Genomic DNA, 16997 nt, shown 5'->3' on the forward strand with positions numbered 1-16997 from the left:
GGAAAGGAACCACCCCATGAAAATGACCACCGAGGAAGCCTTCGTCAAAGTTCTTCAGATGCATGGCCTCGAACATGCCTTCGGCATCATCGGCTCGGCCATGATGCCGGTGTCGGACCTGTTCCCGAAGGCCGGCATCAAATTCTGGGACTGCGCCCATGAGACCAATGCCGGCATGATGGCCGACGGCTTCAGCCGCGCCACGGGCACGATGTCGGTTGCGATCGGCCAGAACGGCCCCGGCGTCACCGGCTTCATCACCGCGATCAAGACCGCCTACTGGAACCACACGCCGCTTCTGATGGTCACGCCGCAGGCGGCCAACAAGACGATCGGGCAGGGCGGTTTCCAGGAAGTCGACCAGATGGCGATGTTCGAGGAGATGGTCTGCTACCAGGAAGAAGTACGCGATCCCTCGCGTATCCCCGAGGTGCTCAACCGCGTCATCGAAAAGGCCTGGCGCGGCTGTGCCCCAGCACAGATCAACATCCCGCGCGACTACTGGACCCAGGTGATCGACGTCGACCTGCCGGCGATCGTTCGCTTCGAGCGCCCGGCTGGTGGCCCGCAGGCGATTGCCGAAGCGGCCAAGCTTTTGTCCGAGGCAAAATTCCCGGTCATTCTCAACGGCGCCGGCGTCGTCATCGGCAATGCCATCTCCGATTCCATGAAGCTCGCCGAGCGTCTCGACGCGCCAGTCTGCTGCGGCTACCAGCACAATGACGCCTTCCCGGGGAGCCATCGCCTGTCGGTCGGCCCGCTCGGCTACAACGGCTCGAAGGCTGCGATGGAGCTGATCTCCAAGGCCGATGTTGTCTTGGCGCTCGGCACGAGGCTCAATCCGTTCTCGACGCTTCCGGGCTACGGCATCGACTACTGGCCGAAGAACGCCTCGATCATCCAGGTCGACATCAACGCCGACCGGATCGGGCTTACCAAGAAGGTGTCGGTCGGCATCTGCGGCGATGCCAAGCAGGTCGCCCGCCAGATCCTGGAGCTGCTCTCACCGTCTGCCGGCGATGCCGGCCGCGAGGAGCGCAAGGCCGCGATCCACCAGACCCGCTCGGCCTGGCAGCAGCAACTCTCCTCGATGGATCACGAGGACGACGATCCGGGCACGGAATGGAACGAAAGCGCACGCTCGCGCGAGCCGAACCGCATGTCACCGCGCCAGGCCTGGCGTGCGATCCAGGCGGCCCTGCCGAAGGAAGCGATCATCTCCACCGACATCGGCAACAACTGCGCGATCGGCAATGCCTATCCGACCTTCGAAGCGGGCCGCAAATATCTGGCGCCGGGCATGTTCGGCCCCTGCGGCTACGGTTTCCCGTCGATCGTCGGCGCCAAGATCGGTTGCCCTGATGTACCAGTGGTCGGTTTTGCCGGTGACGGTGCCTTCGGCATCTCGATGAACGAGATGGGCTCGATCGGCCGCGAGGGATGGCCGGCGATAACGATGGTGATCTTCCGCAACTACCAATGGGGTGCCGAAAAGCGCAACACGACGCTCTGGTACGCCAACAACTTCGTCGGCACGGAGCTCAACCCCAACCTCTCCTACGCCAAGGTGGCGGAAGGCTGCGGCCTGAAGGGCGTGGCGGTCAACACGACCGCAGCTCTCACCGAAGCCCTGTCCACTGCGATCGCCGACCAGAAGAAGGGCGTGACAACCTTCATCGAAGTCATCCTCAACCAGGAGCTCGGCGAACCCTTCCGCCGAGACGCGATGAAGAAGCCGGTGCCCGTTGCCGGTATCGATCGCGCCGACATGCGTCCCCAGAAGCGGGCCTGATCCTCGATTACGTCAAGCCCCGCCCGGTACCCGGGCGGGGCGAAGCCTCCCGCAGATGACCGGAACAGAACCATGACCTTCGTCGCCTCCGTCCACGAACGCTTCCGAAGCGTGCCCTCCGGCTTTGCGGCCTACTGGCCTGGCTTTGCCGTTACCGCGGCGGTGGCCGTCGCTGCCCAATTCCTTTCCGACCACTACGGCGCGCCGGCCATGCTCATGGCGCTCCTGCTCGGCATCGCCTTTCACTTTCTGTCCGAGGAAGGGCGTTGCGTCGCCGGCATCGATTTCTGTGCCAAGAAGGTGCTGCGCATCGGTGTGGCGCTGCTCGGCATGCGCATCAGCGTCGACCTCCTCATCGGGCTTGGCGCAAGCACGATCCTGCTCCTCATCTCAGCCATCGCCGCGACCATCGGCTTCGGCCTGCTTGCCGCAAAGCTTCTCGGGCGTGGCTGGCGGCTGGCGCTTATCACCAGCGGTTCGGTCGCAATCTGCGGAGCGTCTGCAGCGATGGCGATCGCAGCCGTTCTTCCCAAGAACGAGTTCTCCGAGCGCAACCTGATCTTCACCGTGCTTTCGGTCACCGTGCTCTCGACACTTGCGATGATTGCCTATCCGATCCTCGCCCAGACCATGGGGCTCGACGCGCGCGCCACGGGCATCTTCTTCGGTGGCACCATCCATGACGTCGCGCAAGTCGTCGGCGCAGGCTTCTCGGTCTCGCCGGAGGCGGGCGAAACGGCGACGCTCGTCAAGCTGATCCGCGTCACCATGCTGGCGCCGGTCGTGCTCATCTTTTCGCTGTCGTTGCGCAAGGTGCCGCAGCCCGAGGGCGAGACCGGTAAGCGCCCGCCGCTCTTGCCCGGCTTCGTCGTCGCCTTCCTGATCTTTGCAGCGCTGAATTCCTTCGGTTTCGTGCCGGAACTGGTGGCCAAGGCCGGCATGGAAACGTCGCGCTGGGCGCTGCTTGCCGGCATCGTCGCCGTCGGCATGCGCACGTCGCTTCGCCGCGTGCTCGATGTCGGTGGCGACGCCGTCGCGCTGATCGTCGCCGAAACCGTCTTCATCGCTCTCTTCATCCTCGTCGGCATTCACTATCTGGGGCACGCCTGATGAAACCGCTCGATCGCATTATCGAGGCCGCTAAAGCCGCCCCGCGCCATATCGTGCTCGCCGAGGGCGAAGACCCACGCATCGTCGAAGGCGCCTTGCGCGCCGTGCGCGCCGGTATCGCCAAGATCACGCTCGTCGGCGACAGGAAAATCGTCGCGGAGGAGTTGCACGCCGCCGGCGGCGCACCAGACGAAATCCGCATCGAGGATCCGACTTCGTCTGCGCTGACTGAGCACCTTGCCGTTGCCTACCACGATCTCCGTCGTAGCAAGGGTGTCGACGAAGCGGCCGCGGCAGCAGCCGTACGCTCGCCTCTTGTCTTTGCGGCCATGATGGTCCGCGAGGATCAGGCAGACGGAACGGTCGGGGGCGCTGTCGCCACCACCGCCGATACGGTGCGCGCCGCACTCCAGACCATCGGCCGGGCACCGGATGTCGGACTGGTGTCGAGCTTCTTCCTGATGATGCTCTGCGCGCCGCACCACGAAAAGAAGGGCGCCTTCGTTTTCGCCGATTGCGGGTTGGTTGTGGATCCTGACGCCACCGGCCTTGCCGATATCGCCGTGACCTCGGCACGCTCCTACGAGGCGCTCTCCGGCAAACCGGCGAAGGTGGCGATGCTCTCGTTTTCGACGGCCGGCAGTGCCGCGCATGAGCGCGTTTCGAAGGTGGTGGAGGCGACGCGCCTGGCCCATGCCTCAGCGCCGGGATTGGTGATCGACGGGGAATTGCAATTCGACACCGCTTTTGTCGAGGCCGTCAGCGCGGCAAAGGCGCCGCAATCGGCGCTGCATGGCGAGGCCAATGTCTTTGTCTTCCCCAACCTCGACGCAGCAAACATCGGCTACAAGATCGCCCAGCGCATCGGCGGCGCCACCGCCATCGGCCCGATCCTGCAGGGGCTTGCGAAGCCTGCCAACGATCTCTCGCGCGGCTGCAACGCCGACGACGTCTTCCATATGATCGCCGTCACCGTCGTTCAGGCGTCGGGCGGGCAGTCGACCGGCTAAGTCGCGCAAGTGACAGCGAACCGCCTTGCCGGTTGAGCCTGGCAAAGCTATCACCTTTGGGTCGAATTGGACCATCGGCGGTCTATCGACTGCCGATCTAAAGGAGAGACCGAACAATGACTTGGGCGTCAAGGATCATCTTCTTTCTTACCATCGCCTTCGTATCGTCGGGTATGGCAACAGCAGAGGAGGCCGCGTCTACTGACGATGATCTCACGATCCTATTGAGGGCGGATAAGGGCGCGCTCACGCTTGAATACCGCAAGCCAGGCCAACGTCTCGAAGATGATCCCTCCGTCCAATGCGCCGTTGGCGCTCGGTTCACGCTTCCCGCCGGCGCGGTGGTGAACCTCGAACTCGTCTCGACGGACATCGTCTATAGCTTCGAAGTGCCGGGCTATGTCGAGCAGGTGGATCTCGTGCCCGGCCTCGTGAATTATCGGCAGATCGAGACCCCTGCCGAAACCGGCCAGGCCGACGGCGTGCTTCAAGTGCACCCGGATGGTTTGAAGAAGGCCATCGCAGTGCGCTTCAACAAAGAGCAAAGCGCTTTCGACGCCCGAATGCTGTGCGCCAACTAGGCGCACGATCTTCTCGCAGCGAATCCTTCGTGTTCGCGGCGGAGCAAAGCTCGGTTGCCGCGCAGGCTGTCGGTCACGACGTCATGATGAATGGCCGGCATGTCTCCGGCGGCAGACCATCAAGTACAAGTTTTCGGAACGCAGCGTCGACTTCCCGGGGAGGCATTTCCGGTCGCTCCTCCAGCCACCAGCGCAGAACGGCGTTGAACGTGGAGACCATGTGACGGATCACGAGGTCACGCGGAAGAGCGGCATGCATCGTTGCGGGGAGCGACTGGCGAAGGACCTCCGCAAGCACCTCGTCAACCGCATCGCGAACGATGCCACCTCCGCGTCCGCCGGCAAGTGCGACCTGGATGTCCGCGTGTTCGGCGACATGCTCGAACAAGGCGCGGCTGGGATCCCACGCCTCTTCTCGCTCCCGCTCGCGTGGCGATGAGATCGTCTTGTCTTTTGCAGTCACCAGCAGATCGCGCAGACGCTCCAGACTGCGTTTCAGAAGGTCGTCTTTCGACGTGAAGTGCGCATAGAACGTCGACCGCCCGATATTCGCCTCGGTCAGGATGTCTTCGACGGTGATCAGTTCGTAGTGCTTGCGGCGTATCAAGGCGAGAAGTGCTTCATAGAGCGCCGTGCGCGTTCGGGCCACGCGTCGATCGATCGGCAAGTTTGTTCTCCTTTTTCCGAACGAGCGCGCGTTGCAGTCCCATTCGGTACACGAGGCGCCCTTCTGTTTCGCAACTTCCGAACACCGTGTTCCGGATCGTGCTAGCCGAATGTCGTCTAGTCAACATCGAGGAACAGCCATGGTTGCGCTTTCTGCAACGTCCCCTCTCTCTTCCCCATTTCGAAAAGCGGGTGCCTGCGCGCTTTTCCTGCTCACCCTGACGAGCCTGCATCACGCCTATGGCGCCTACATCTATGAAACACCGTGGCGTCTCCATATCGTCCAGTTGGCCGTGCCGGCGGCAATAGTCATTGTGGCCGCCCTGTTCGTTGGCCGGTCGAGGAGCGGGACCACAGCTGGACGTGTCGCGACCTGGCTGGCCGCCCTTGTCGTGCTCGCCTTTCCGGTCGCAATGATCGGCATCTACGAGGGAGGCTGGAACCATGTGGTCAAGAACGCCGCCTATTTCGGCTTCGGAACAGATGCAGCACGGTCCCTGTTTCCCGAGCCCGTGTACCGGTTGCCGGATAATTTGCTCTTTGAATTGACGGGGATCGCCCAGTTCCCGCTCGCCATCATCACGGCGCTGAATACGATCGCTCTGTTGCGGCCGCCCGCCCGGTGATCGGATTTAGGTGCCGGCGGCCGCCCCTTCGTGCCGGCCGCCTGCAGGCCGTTCTACTCGCTCTTCGTCTTCTGTTCTTCAACACGCTTCTTCAGCCGGAGAAGACAAAGAGCTGGGTGGCGACGGCAGCCATCAAGAGGCCCGATCGAACAGGTCCCGGCGCTCTTCGAGAAACGCCGCGGAGGCCGCCTGAAACCGCGACTGGTCGGCCTTCCTGCCCTGCCGAGCGGCGTCGCCCTGGTTGGCCCGTTTCAGTTCCTGCTGGCGATACGCAACCGCTGGCCGAAGGCCCATCGCCACCTGGGCAGGCTGTATCTGCTTTGCGTCCTCGCCGGGAGTTGTGCCGCCATCTCGGCAACAGTGATGAGGGCGGCCGGCGTTCATGCCCAGGTGGGCTTCGGTCTGCTTGTCGTCTGCTGGCTTCTCTTGGGCTGGCAGTCCTACCGCGCCGCGCGACAACGCCGCTTTCGCGATCACCGCATCCGGTGATACGCAATTACGCCCTGACCTTCGCCGCCGTCCTGTTGAGGGTCTACCTGCTAGCAGGCATCAGGCTCACGCAATTCGTGCACTCCATCTCCTTCGGCGAACTCTACGCGGCCACCATCTGGGGCTCGATCGCCGCCTCAGTGCTGGTCGCGGCCTGGTTTATCGTCACAGGTACCGAACGAAAGATTTGATGAGCGCTCCTTGAGCCGATTCGTCTCAGTTTGACGGTCGATCCGGCTGCGCCTTCACATAGGTTCCGATGAGGTCGACGACATGCTGTCTTCGTTCGGTAACGATCGCCTCGGATGAAAGGTCGACTCCGAAGGTGACGGAAAGCGTGTAGCGACTGGAGATGTGAATGAAGCTCAGCGCCACAATCGAAATGTAGAGCTGCATGGCATTGATGCCCGGCTGGATCACGCCGGCGGCTTCGCCGCGATCTAGAAGCGTCTGGATGGTCTCGATCAAGGGCCTCGAGGACCGCGGGATGCTCTCGATCGCCCGGATAAACTCTCCCTGCAGCAGGTTTTCCGCCAGCACCATTTTGATGAATGTTGGCGTCGCCGCCATGTAGTCGTAGGTAAAGGCGGTGAGCGCCTCGATCGCTTCGACCGGCGGACGGTCCAATATGTTCAGCCCGGCTTCCTGGCTGCGCAGGTCGTTGTAAACCTCCTGCAGCGCGGCCTTGTAGAGCAGCTCCTTGCTCTGGAAGTAATGGTAGAGCATCCGGATGTTGCACCCGGCGCGCTCGACGATACGCGCCGTGCTCGCACCACTCAGTCCATGCTCACAAAACTCCGCAATCCCCGCATCGAGGATGGATTTGCGCGTCGCCTGCGCATTCCGCGAGCGGGGGCCACCTGTTTCGCCGGGCTGGTGATCACTGTTGTCTGCGTCACGCATTCTGCATCCACCTTTTGTCGTGCCAACCGCGGCAGGATCTTTCTATCGCAAATGGCCATCGAGACAATTGACAACCAAGTAAGTAATAGCATACTTACCGAAATAGAGGAGACGCTTTTTGCATGGCAGAATGCAAAAAATGAAGACCGCCGATCGCTAAGGGGGCGGAGAACGGGAGGGAACTGTGTTCAAGGCAATCAAGAGAATCCTGCTGTTGAGCGGCGCAGCTGCCGTCATGGCCGGAGGAGTGGCGCAACAGGTGCAGGCGCAACAGGCGGATCAGATCACCGTTGCGATCACCGAGGGAATTACCGGCAACAATCCATACGCAGACTCAGTGGTCCTCATCGGCTCGATCTGGTGCCAGGTTTATGGCTGCCTCACGACCTGGGATTTCAAGGCTGGAAAGTTCGTTCCGTTCCTCGCCGAGAGCCTGGAGCCCGAGGACGATCTCAACTGGATCCTGACGCTGCGCTCCGATTGGAAGCGCCACAACGGCGATCCAGTGGTGGCTGCGGACGTGATCCATTCGATCGAACGGTCGCGCAACGATCCTGAGAGCATGTCGCAAGCGTCCGTCCAGTACATCGCTTCGGCCGAGGCGCTTGACGAACGCCGCCTGCGCATCAAGACGACCCAGAAGATGGCGACGCTGCCGAACTATCTGGCGACGATGCAGATCACATCCAAAAAGATCTACGACCAGTTCGGCGCCAAGGCGGCCGACCGCGAGCATCCTGTTGGCGCAGGCCCCTACAAGCTCGTCGAGGTCGGCATCGGCAGCCACATTGTCATCGAACGGGTGGATGGCCACCCGATGATCCAGCCAACCAATCCGAAGCGCATCATCTACCGCATGATGGTCGAGCCCGAGCAGCGCGTGACCGCACTCGCAAACGGCGAAGTGCAGATCGCCCAGGGCATCCCGCCGCAACTCGTCAGCCGTGTACAGCAACTGCCGAACGCGACCGCCGAGATGGTCGATTCCGCCGAAGCGATGTTCATCGCGATGAGCCCGAAGACCGCCCCCTGGGACAATCCGAAGGTGCGCCAGGCGGTTTGCCACGCGATCAACCGCGAGGGCATCGCTCGCGCCATCCTCGGCAACCAGGTGACGCTGCTGAACGGTCCGGTCGGCGATGGCCAGCTCGGCTTCGATCCTGATTACGCGTCGCCGATGAACTTCGACCCGGAAAAGGCAAAAAAGCTGCTCGAGGAGGCCGGTGCGGTCGGCGCCGCCATTGATCTCTACACGCCGGTCGGACGCTACACCGCCGATCGCCAAATCACCGAAGCGATCGTTCCGATGCTCGAACAGGTGGGCTTCAAGGCAACGCTGCAGACACCCGAATGGGCAACGCTTTGGACCAATGTCCAGCGCGGCGAAACGCCATTCTACTACATGGGCCGAGGCAACATGCTCGATCCGTCGCCGGCACTCGCGCAGTATTTCGAGACCGACGCCTCGCCGCGGTTGAAGTACTCCAACGCCGAGGTCGATGCTCTCCTCCAGGCCGAGCGCCAGGAGTTCGATCCGACCAAGCGCGTGGCTATGCTCTCCAAGGCCATGGCGGCCATCACCGAGGACGCGCCGGCCTGCTTCCTGTGGCTGCACAAGCTCGCCTGGGGTGTCGCCAAGGGCGTCGACTACAAGCCGAGCAAGGCTGACCGGGTCAACGGCTGGGAAATCCACCTGCGATAGCCGCCGCCATCCCTTCACGCCGGGGACGCTCGCAGCATCGCCCCGGCGCCCATTCCCTCAAGAGTTCCAAGGGTTTCCCATGCTTGGCTACACGCTGAGACGCGTGGCCGGCACCGTTCCGGTGCTGTTCATGGTCTCGCTTCTGATTTTCGCATTGGTCCAACTCGCGCCCGGCGATCCGGTCGACATGCTGGTAAGCGACGAGGCGACCGAGGAGGTTAGGCTGGCGATCCGCTCGGCCTGGGGTCTCGATCAGCCGATCTACGTGCAATACCTGACCTTCGTGAAGAACGCTGTCATGGGAGACTTCGGACAATCCTTCCGCTACCGCGAACCGGTTATGGACCTGATCCTGGCACGCCTGCCGGCAAGCCTGGAACTCGCCATTTATTCGACAATGGTTGCGGTCGCCATCGGTCTCCCGCTCGGTGTCTGGGCGGCCAGCCGACCCAACTCGCTCGTCGACACGGTCGGCTCGATCGGCGGATTCTTCGGCATTAGCCTGCCGAACTTCTGGCTTGGCATCCTGTTGATCCTGCTTTTCGCAGGAACCTTCAACCTGCTGCCATCAGGCGGCCGCGAGACCTGGGGCCTGAACGTCGAACGGGTCACTGGATTCTTGACGATCGACGCCATCATCGCCGGCCGCTGGGACGCGCTCTGGGACGCGCTTCGCCACCTAACCCTCCCGGTCATCGTGCTCGGCACCAACATGACCGGCATCATCATGCAGATCACCCGCGCCTCGGTGCTGGAGAACCTGCAGGAAGACTATGTGATGACGGCCCGCGCCAAGGGCATGAGCGGACGCGTCGTCCTCTGGCGTCATGCCTTCCGCAATGCACTTATCGCCGTCATCACCATCATCGGCCTCGAATTCGGCACGCTGATCAGCGGCGCCATCATCGTGGAAACCGTCTTTGCCTGGCCCGGCATCGGCTACCTGCTGCTGCAGGGGATCTCGTTCCGCGACTTCCCGCTGATCACCGGCCTGGTGCTCGTCTACACGACGCTGTTCGTAATCATCAACCTCGCGATCGACATGATCTACACCGTCGTCGATCCGCGCATCCGTCTGGGGTGACTAGGATGGCTCGCTCCTCTAAAACTCGACAGCTCCTGCAGGCGTTGAAATCGCCAAAAGGCGCCTTCAGCCTGGTCGTCATCGCCCTCCTATTGCTGGCTGCTGCCTTCGCGCCACTGCTTGCGCCGTTCGACCCGAACCGCCAGGACCTGATGCTCGCGATGACGCCGCCGCAACTGACCGGTCCCCATTTCCTGGGCACCGATCATGTTGGACGCGACATGATGAGCCGCATCATTTATGGCTCGCGCGTCTCGTTCCTGATTGCCGTTGCCGTGGTTCTCTTCTCGGGCGTCGTCGGCGTAACGCTCGGTGTCGTCTCCGGCTATTACGGCGGACGGGTGGACTCGCTCATCCAGAAATTTCTGGAAGTCGTCTGGGCATTTCCGCCGCTGCTGCTTGCGATCTCGATCGTCGCCTTTCTCGGCCAGGGCCTTGGCATTCTCATCGTTGCGCTCGCGTCGCAACGCTGGATCCCCTATTGCCGCCTTGCCCGCGCAGAAGCACTAACTCTGCGCGAACGGGAATTCGTCTCCGCCGCGCGATCGCTCGGCGCCAGCGACAGTCGCATCCTGCGCACCCATATCCTGCCCAACCTAATCCAGTCGGCCTTGATCGTCGCGACCTTTGCCATGGCCACCGCGATTATCGCGGAATCGAGCCTCAGCTTCCTCGGCCTCGGTGTGCCGGCGTCGACCCCGACCTGGGGCGGCATGCTGTCGGATGCGCGAGCCTACATCAGCACCTCCTGGTGGATGGCTCTGTTTCCGGGGCTCTGCATCTTCGTCACCGTTCTCGCCATCAACCTCTTAGGTGATGTGCTCAGAACCCATCTCGATCCCCGCCTGAACCGCGCTTGACGGTTCGGAACACTAAGAAAAGAAGGATTATTCCATTGGTTGAACGTATCGAAACCTCGATGGCGGACGGCGCGCTCAAAAGCATGGCCGTCGTTCACAACGACATGGTCTTCCTGTCGGGCGTGCATGCCACCGACACCAGCGGTGACATCAAGGAGCAGACGCGCGAAGTCCTGCGCAGCGTCGATCGGCTGTTGGAAGCGGCCGGATCGAACCACAAGTCGATCTTCGTCGTGCACATCTGGCTGAAGGACATGCGCTACTTCGGCGCCATGAACTCCGTCTGGAACGAATGGGCCGATCCCGCTCACCCACCGGCACGCACCTGCGTCAGCGGCGAGCTTTACCGTTCGGACGTTCTCGTCGAGGCGGTCGTCATCGCCTATCGCGCCTGATGCTTGCGAAGGAGAACCCCATGGAACTCAGAGAACTCGGCAAGAAGGATGGCGCGGGCCATCAGCCACGCATCTGCCTCGGCAAGGCGTCGGACACGCTCGCCTCCGTATGCCTCACCGCACCGGACAAGACCGGCGACCTCAGGGATCAGTCGCTGCAGATCCTCAACGCCATCGAAGAGTATTTCCGAAGCGTCGGCTCGTCGCGTAAGCAGATCCTGATGGTGCAGGTCTGGTTGTTCGACATCAGCGAGTACCCGGCTTTTTGCGAACTTTGGAACGAGTGGATCGATCCGGAAGGCGTTCCGGCACTTTCCGTCGTGACCGGACATGCAGCGCGTCGCGACTGCGCGGTGGAAATCCGCGCCTACGCTGCGTGCTGACCTGCAAATAAAGCGTCGATCTGGAGGCGAACGTGACTGAAGACCTGCTCAGGATTTCCGATCTCGCGGTGAAGTTCCGCGGAACGCCCGACGGCGCGCTTGCCGTCAAGGGCATCGATCTCGCCATCGGCCGCGGCGAGGTCGTCGCGATCGTCGGTGAGTCCGGATCGGGAAAATCGGTCACGGCCAAGTCAATCATGCGGCTGGTCGAGTACATGGGTGCGGAAATCGTCGGCGGACGCGCGGTTCTCAGCGAGAAAACGGGCGGTTCGACCGATCTCCTCACCCTCGACGAGACCCGCATGCAGGGCCTGAGGGGCGACCGGATCGCGATGATCTTCCAGGAGCCGATGACCTCGCTCAATCCGGTGCTGACCATCGGCCAGCAATTGTGCGAGGTCGTCGTCAAGCATCGCAAGATCGGTCGGGCGGAGGCCGACGGGATAGCGCTGAATGCCTTGCAGCAGGTGCGTATCCCCGAGCCGGAACGCCGACTGAAACAGTATCCGCACGAACTGTCGGGCGGAATGCGCCAGAGAGTCATGATCGCCATGGCCATCCTCTGCAAGCCGGACCTGTTGATCGCGGACGAGCCGACAACGGCGTTGGACGTCACGGTGCAGGCCGAGATTCTCGAGCTGCTGAAGGTCATTCAACGCGAGACCGGCATGGCCATCCTGCTGATCACCCATGACATGGGCGTCGTGGCCGAGATCGCCGACAAGGTGGTCGTCATGTTGCGGGGCGAGGTGGTCGAGAGCGGCGAAATCCATCAGATCTTCAATGCGCCGAAGCACGAATACACCCGCCGTCTGCTCGATGCCGCGCCAAAACTCCAGTCCCGACAGGAGGGCTTACCCCAAACGAAACACGTTCCCTGCACGCAGGCAAGGCAGGATAAGGCCGATCCGAATGTCGTGCTCAGTGTCCGCAACCTCGTCACGCGTTTTGCCGTGCGCCAAGGCATGTTCGAGCGCGTCGTTGCAAATGTCCATGCGGTCGAGGGCGTGTCCTTCGATCTGCGCGAGAAGGAGACGCTGTCGCTGGTGGGCGAGAGCGGTTGTGGCAAATCGACAACCGGCAAGAGCATCATGCGGCTCATTCGACCGAATGGCGGCGAAGTCTTGCTTCAGGGCCGTAACCTTGAGGGCGTCAGCGCATCCGAAATGATCGAGATGCGCAAGCGCATCCAGATGGTGTTCCAGGATCCCTACGCGTCGCTCAACCCCCGCATGTCGGTGGAGCAGATCGTGGCCGAGCCGCTGCGCATCCATCGCGTCGGCAGCCCGTCGCAGATCCGGGACAGGGTCTATAGCCTGCTCGAACGTGTCGGGCTCACCCGGGCACAGGCGAGCCTTTATCCGCATCAGTTTTCCGGCGGCCAGCGGCAACGCATCTGCATTGCCCGCGCTCTGGCGCTCAATCCCAAGGTGATCATCGCCGACGAGCCGGTTTCGGCGCTCGACGTCTCAATCCAGGGGCAGATCCTTGATCTGCTCGCGGAGATCCAGGAGGAGTTCGAGATTTCCGTCCTGTTCATTTCGCACGATATGGCCGTGGTCGAGCGCGTCAGTGACCGAATCGCGGTCATGTATCTCGGAGAAATCATCGAGATCGGACCACGCGACGCCGTGCTGGGTTCGCCGGCTCATCCCTATACCCAGCAACTGTTGTCTGCCGTGCCGATCGTGCACCCCGATCAACGTCGCAGCCGAACCCTTGGAGCGCGGGAATTGCGCAGTCCGATCCGTCCGCCCGGCTACGTCCACCAGACGCCGGCCTTGAAGGCGGTGGGTTTCGAGCACTATGCGCGGATAGCCTAAGCGGGCACTCAGCCTCGAATATCGGGCGATCCTTCCGGCCGCCCGCAAAACACGGCTTCGTACGGGATTTCCCGTTCGGGCAACAATTCGACGACAGGAAATCATATGCAGAACCAGGGCGGGTTGCGTTGGGTCTTTTTGGTCGCCGTGGCGGCCGTCGGTCTCAATCTTCGCCCGTTTATTGCAAGTATCGGGCCTTTAGCCGAGAGTATTCACGCCGGTACCGGCCTCGGATCCTATGGGCTGGCAATGCTGACATTCGTGCCGATGGTACTGATGGGTTGCGTTGCTTTCCTTGGCCCTGGTCTGCAGCGGATCGCCGGCACACGCCCGGTGATCCTGTCTGCGCTCGCCACCATCAGCCTCGGGACGATATTGCGTCTCTTCGTTTCCAGCGGCTGGATGATGATCGCAACGGCTGCGGTGATCGGGGCAGGTGTCGCTGTCGTTCAGGCTGTCTTCCCCGGCATCATCAAACGGCAGTTTCCGGATCAGGCGGGCCCGATCGCCGGGCTCTACTCGGCGATGCTGCTGGGCGGCGGCGCCTTGGGAGCGCAGGCTTCTCCTGTCATCGCGGATTTGACCGGCAGCTGGCGCATCGGACTGGCCTCGCTGGCCGCGCTCGGCCTTGTCGCCGTCGCTGTTGCCTGGATCGCGCTTGCCAGCGACGGCCCCCGGAATCAGGAAGGCAACCTCGTCCGAAATTTGCTCGCGAAGCCTCGAGCCTGGCTGCTCATGGTATTCTTCGGTCTGGTCAATGGCGGCTATACTTCCGTGGTGGTGTGGCTCGCTCCGCACTACCAGCAGCTTGGCTGGGGCGCTTCCGCGAGCGGCAGCCTGCTCGCGATCATGGCGGTTTTCCAGGCGGCGGCAGCGCTTATCCTGCCGGTTTTGGCCTGCCGCAACGGGATGGACCGACGGCCGTGGCTATGGTTCACGCTTGGGTGCCAGTTCGCAGGCTTTGTGGGCTTTGCCTTCGCGCCGCATGCCGCACCGTTCGCTTTCGTCGCGCTGACCGGCGCCGGGCTCGGTGGCTGCTTCGCCCTGTCGATGGTGGTCGCACTCGATCATCTGGCCGACCCCGCACAGGCAACCGCGTTATCGGCCGTCATGCAAGGCGGTGGTTTCCTCCTGGCCGCGACACCGCCGATGATCGTGTCCGCACTTCACGACCTCACCGGAAGCTTTGCCGCCGGCTGGAAGTGGCACCTCGGTTCTATTCTTATCGCGGCCGCGCTCACCGCGCGCCTCGCACCGCGAGGCTATGCAGCCGCCATGCCGCTGGCAGCGGCGGCGACCAACGCCGACCGGTCGTTCGGATAAGGCAACGCTGCGAACAAGCGCCGTCAGGCGATTGTTCGTGCGCTATCCGTCATCAGCTTCAGCCCGAGTGCGCCCACCACGGCGCCGGCGGCGCGGTCGATCCAGGTCTTGGAGCGCAGGTAGACGACCCGCGGGCCGTGGGAGGAAAAGCCGAGGGCCACGATTGCGTACCACGCGAACTCGTTGATGAAGAGCAGCGGGGGCAGGGCGAGAAGCATCCAGGTAGGCGCCGGCGACGGCAACAGCGCGGCGAACATCGAGGCGTAGAAGATCGCCGTCTTCGGGTTGGAGATCTGAACGAAGAGCCCCCGCAGCAGGGATTTCCAGAGCGTGCTCGGCTGGTCGGCGGGTGTCTCGGCAATCACTATCTTCTGCGGTGCGGCCTGCCAGATGCTTATGCCGATCCAGACGAGATAGGCGCCACCGGCGAGCCTCAGGAGGATGTTGAGCCATTCAACCTGAAGAAGGATCGCCGTCAGGCCGGCGACCGCAATACAGGCGAAGAAAAAGCCGCCAATGCCCATGCCGACCGCTGCCATCAATCCATCGGCGCGGGACCGTGCGATCGCGATCCGCGACACCACGATGAAGCTCGGCCCGGGGCTCATGGCTCCAAGCAGGAAGACGCCCAGGATGGAGGCAAGAATTGCAAGTTCATGCATGTCACTATCCTCTCTTTAGAACGCTGCTGCCGCCGACGCAGGGCGAGTATGAAACGCGTTGCGTCATCCCACAATCGGGCATGTCCTCTCCCGCCCTCTCCGTCGAGAGAGCGGGAGACGTTCGTCAAGAATGACCTTCCTCGATCTTCGGGAGGAACCACGCGAGAAGCCCCGCGAGCGGAAGGAACGAGCAGATATAATAGACCGTTTCGACGCCGTAACTATCGGCCAGTATCCCGAGAATCGCTGCCGCGATGCCGCCGAGACCGAAGTTCAAGCCGTAGAACAGCCCGCCGATAAGCCCGATGCGGTTCGGCAACAGCTCGATGGCGTAGATCAGGATCGATGCGAAGGCGCTTGCCATGATCAGGTTGATCATCACCGTCAGCACGCCGGTCCAGAACAGATCGGCATGTGGCAGGATCAGCGTCAGGGGAAGCGGCCCCAGAACCGAGATCCAGATGATCCGGTAGCGTCCGATGCGATCGCCGACAATCCCTCCGATCAGTGCGCCTGCGGCCGAGGCAAGCAGGAAGATGAACAACATCATCTGTGCGGAAGGGATGGAGAGGCCGAACTTCTCCATGAGGTAGAAGGTGTAGAACGAGCGGAAACTTTCGCCATAGGCGTTCTTGGTGAACATCAGCAGCGTCAGGACCACCAGAGCGGCGCCAATCGTCGCCGGCGCGTGGCGGATGCTGCCCGCCCTCTTGCTGTCCGCCCGCAGCGCCATGAATGCGGCGCTGATCTCCCGCTGCTTGCCGCCGATCCACGCGAGAAGCACCATTGCCAGCAACGCCAGGGCGGCGAACCAGGCGAGGCTCGGCTGCCCCCAGGGAACGATGATCACCGCGGCAAAAACCGGACCGAGTGCGCCGCCTGCCTGGCCGCCGACCTGAAACAGTCCCTGCGCCAATCCCTGCCGGCCGCCGGCGGCATAGCGCGCCATGCGCGTGGCTTCCGGGTGGAAAATGGAAGACCCGATGCCGATCAGCGCGACAGAGACAAGGATCATGGCATAGCTATCGGCAAGGGCGAGGCTGACCAGGCCCGAAAGCGTGAACATCATCCCGACGACTGGCGAATAGGGGGCGGGGTGTTTGTCCGTGACCATGCCGATCGCCGGCTGCAGCAGAGACCCGGCAATCTGGAAGGTCATGGTGATCATGCCGATCTGCACGAAGTCGAGCGCATAGGCGTCCTTCAGGATCGGATAGGCGGCCGGGATCAGCGACTGCATGAGGTCGTTGAGGAGATGGGTGACCCCGAGAACGACCAGGACGGCCAGATGCGTCTTCGGGCGTGTCACGGCAGGGATGGCGACTGTCATGGTTGATTTCTTGACTCCAGGATGCCGTGAAACGGCCTGCGGCGATGCCGCGCGGCGGGGAGCTTATGCATCCTCCGATAGGCGGGCAACCACCGGATGACGCTGCGCGCGAAAAAATGAGCTGTCGGGGCGGGAGGCTAGGCTCGCACGGGCACTTTCTTGGCCAGCCTTCCTCTGAGGACGCCCCGGAGCTTGCCGGCAAGGCGCGGTTCTTGCCCCGCCGCCTCGTTCGCCCCGACTCAGGCCTTCCCCCGCGAG

The 16997-nt window shown here is 62.6% G+C and carries 18 protein-coding genes; 13 read left to right on the forward strand and 5 right to left on the reverse strand.

All coding sequences use genetic code 11. From position 1 onward, the window contains the following. Positions 1-16 precede the first annotated feature (16 nt). The 4 genes from xsc to IB272_RS23320 all read left to right on the forward strand — a co-directional run bounded on the left by xsc (position 17) and on the right by IB272_RS23320 (position 4493). Positions 17-1792: a sulfoacetaldehyde acetyltransferase gene (gene xsc, locus IB272_RS23305; protein WP_034790425.1), complete on the forward strand. Its 1776-nt coding sequence runs from the start codon at positions 17-19 to the stop codon at positions 1790-1792. Between the two features lie 72 nt (positions 1793-1864). Further along, positions 1865-2902, forward strand: coding sequence for a YeiH family protein (locus tag IB272_RS23310; protein ID WP_034790424.1), 1038 nt, complete (start codon positions 1865-1867; stop codon positions 2900-2902). Next, positions 2902-3912 carry a phosphate acetyltransferase gene (pta, locus tag IB272_RS23315; protein WP_034790423.1) on the forward strand — a complete coding sequence of 337 codons (1011 nt, stop codon included), beginning with the start codon at positions 2902-2904 and terminating at the stop codon, positions 3910-3912. Before IB272_RS23310 ends, pta begins: the two co-directional genes overlap by 1 nt. A 116-nt stretch (positions 3913-4028) precedes the next feature. Further along, positions 4029-4493, forward strand: a complete 465-nt coding sequence (locus IB272_RS23320) for a hypothetical protein (protein WP_192445158.1) — start codon at positions 4029-4031, stop codon at positions 4491-4493. A gap of 73 nt (positions 4494-4566) precedes the next feature. On the opposite strand, the gene IB272_RS23325 is transcribed toward IB272_RS23320, so the two are convergent. Then, on the reverse strand, positions 4567-5160 hold the full coding sequence (locus IB272_RS23325) for a TetR/AcrR family transcriptional regulator (protein ID WP_060610676.1): 594 nt from the start codon (positions 5158-5160) through the stop codon (positions 4567-4569). Between the two features lie 139 nt (positions 5161-5299). On the opposite strand from IB272_RS23325, the gene IB272_RS23330 reads away from it, so the two are divergent. Then, positions 5300-5785 (forward strand): hypothetical protein, encoded by a 486-nt coding sequence (locus IB272_RS23330; RefSeq protein ID WP_060582258.1) that lies wholly within the window; start codon positions 5300-5302, stop codon positions 5783-5785. A gap of 132 nt (positions 5786-5917) precedes the next feature. Here IB272_RS23330 and IB272_RS35010 read toward each other — a convergent pair whose 3' ends face one another. After that, on the reverse strand, positions 5918-6262 hold the full coding sequence (locus IB272_RS35010) for a hypothetical protein (RefSeq protein WP_246810406.1): 345 nt from the start codon (positions 6260-6262) through the stop codon (positions 5918-5920). 8 nt (positions 6263-6270) lie between these two features. Between IB272_RS35010 and IB272_RS23340 the strand changes: the two genes are divergently transcribed. Further along, positions 6271-6465: a hypothetical protein gene (locus tag IB272_RS23340; RefSeq protein WP_060582256.1), complete on the forward strand. Its 195-nt coding sequence runs from the start codon at positions 6271-6273 to the stop codon at positions 6463-6465. Positions 6466-6490: 25 nt separating this feature from the next. Here the strand turns inward: IB272_RS23340 and IB272_RS23345 are convergent, their stop codons facing one another. Beyond that, positions 6491-7177 (reverse strand): TetR family transcriptional regulator, encoded by a 687-nt coding sequence (locus tag IB272_RS23345; RefSeq protein WP_060610685.1) that lies wholly within the window; start codon positions 7175-7177, stop codon positions 6491-6493. Positions 7178-7361: 184 nt separating this feature from the next. Between IB272_RS23345 and IB272_RS23350 the strand changes: the two genes are divergently transcribed. The 7 genes from IB272_RS23350 (at position 7362) to IB272_RS23380 (ending at position 14747) form a co-directional block, all read left to right on the forward strand. Further along, positions 7362-8879 carry an ABC transporter substrate-binding protein gene (locus IB272_RS23350; protein ID WP_060582254.1) on the forward strand — a complete coding sequence of 506 codons (1518 nt, stop codon included), beginning with the start codon at positions 7362-7364 and terminating at the stop codon, positions 8877-8879. 79 nt (positions 8880-8958) lie between these two features. Further along, positions 8959-9963 carry an ABC transporter permease gene (locus IB272_RS23355; protein WP_060582253.1) on the forward strand — a complete coding sequence of 335 codons (1005 nt, stop codon included), beginning with the start codon at positions 8959-8961 and terminating at the stop codon, positions 9961-9963. 5 nt (positions 9964-9968) lie between these two features. Then, positions 9969-10823, forward strand: coding sequence for an ABC transporter permease (locus tag IB272_RS23360; RefSeq protein WP_192445162.1), 855 nt, complete (start codon positions 9969-9971; stop codon positions 10821-10823). 35 nt (positions 10824-10858) lie between these two features. After that, a complete protein-coding gene (locus IB272_RS23365) occupies positions 10859-11218 on the forward strand; it encodes a RidA family protein (RefSeq protein ID WP_060582252.1) in 360 nt (119 codons plus the stop codon). 20 nt (positions 11219-11238) lie between these two features. Further along, on the forward strand, positions 11239-11601 hold the full coding sequence (locus IB272_RS23370; protein ID WP_043615130.1) for a Rid family hydrolase: 363 nt from the start codon (positions 11239-11241) through the stop codon (positions 11599-11601). A 32-nt stretch (positions 11602-11633) separates the two neighbouring features. After that, positions 11634-13424, forward strand: a complete 1791-nt coding sequence (locus IB272_RS23375) for an ABC transporter ATP-binding protein (RefSeq protein WP_192443199.1) — start codon at positions 11634-11636, stop codon at positions 13422-13424. A 105-nt stretch (positions 13425-13529) separates the two neighbouring features. Then, the gene (locus IB272_RS23380; RefSeq protein WP_192445163.1) at positions 13530-14747 is read left to right on the forward strand and encodes an MFS transporter; all 1218 of its coding nucleotides are present in this window, start codon (positions 13530-13532) and stop codon (positions 14745-14747) included. A 23-nt stretch (positions 14748-14770) separates the two neighbouring features. Here the strand turns inward: IB272_RS23380 and IB272_RS23385 are convergent, their stop codons facing one another. Next, complete coding sequence (locus IB272_RS23385; RefSeq protein ID WP_192443200.1) at positions 14771-15409, reverse strand: LysE family transporter; 639 nt, start codon at positions 15407-15409, stop codon at positions 14771-14773. Positions 15410-15533: 124 nt separating this feature from the next. Next, positions 15534-16739, reverse strand: coding sequence for an MFS transporter (locus IB272_RS23390; protein ID WP_192357477.1), 1206 nt, complete (start codon positions 16737-16739; stop codon positions 15534-15536). Positions 16740-16997: the final 258 nt, after the last annotated feature.

The sequence above is a fragment of the Ensifer sp. ENS08 genome (assembly GCF_014852195.1).
In the GTDB taxonomy this organism is placed as follows: Bacteria; Pseudomonadota; Alphaproteobacteria; order Rhizobiales; family Rhizobiaceae; genus Ensifer; species Ensifer adhaerens.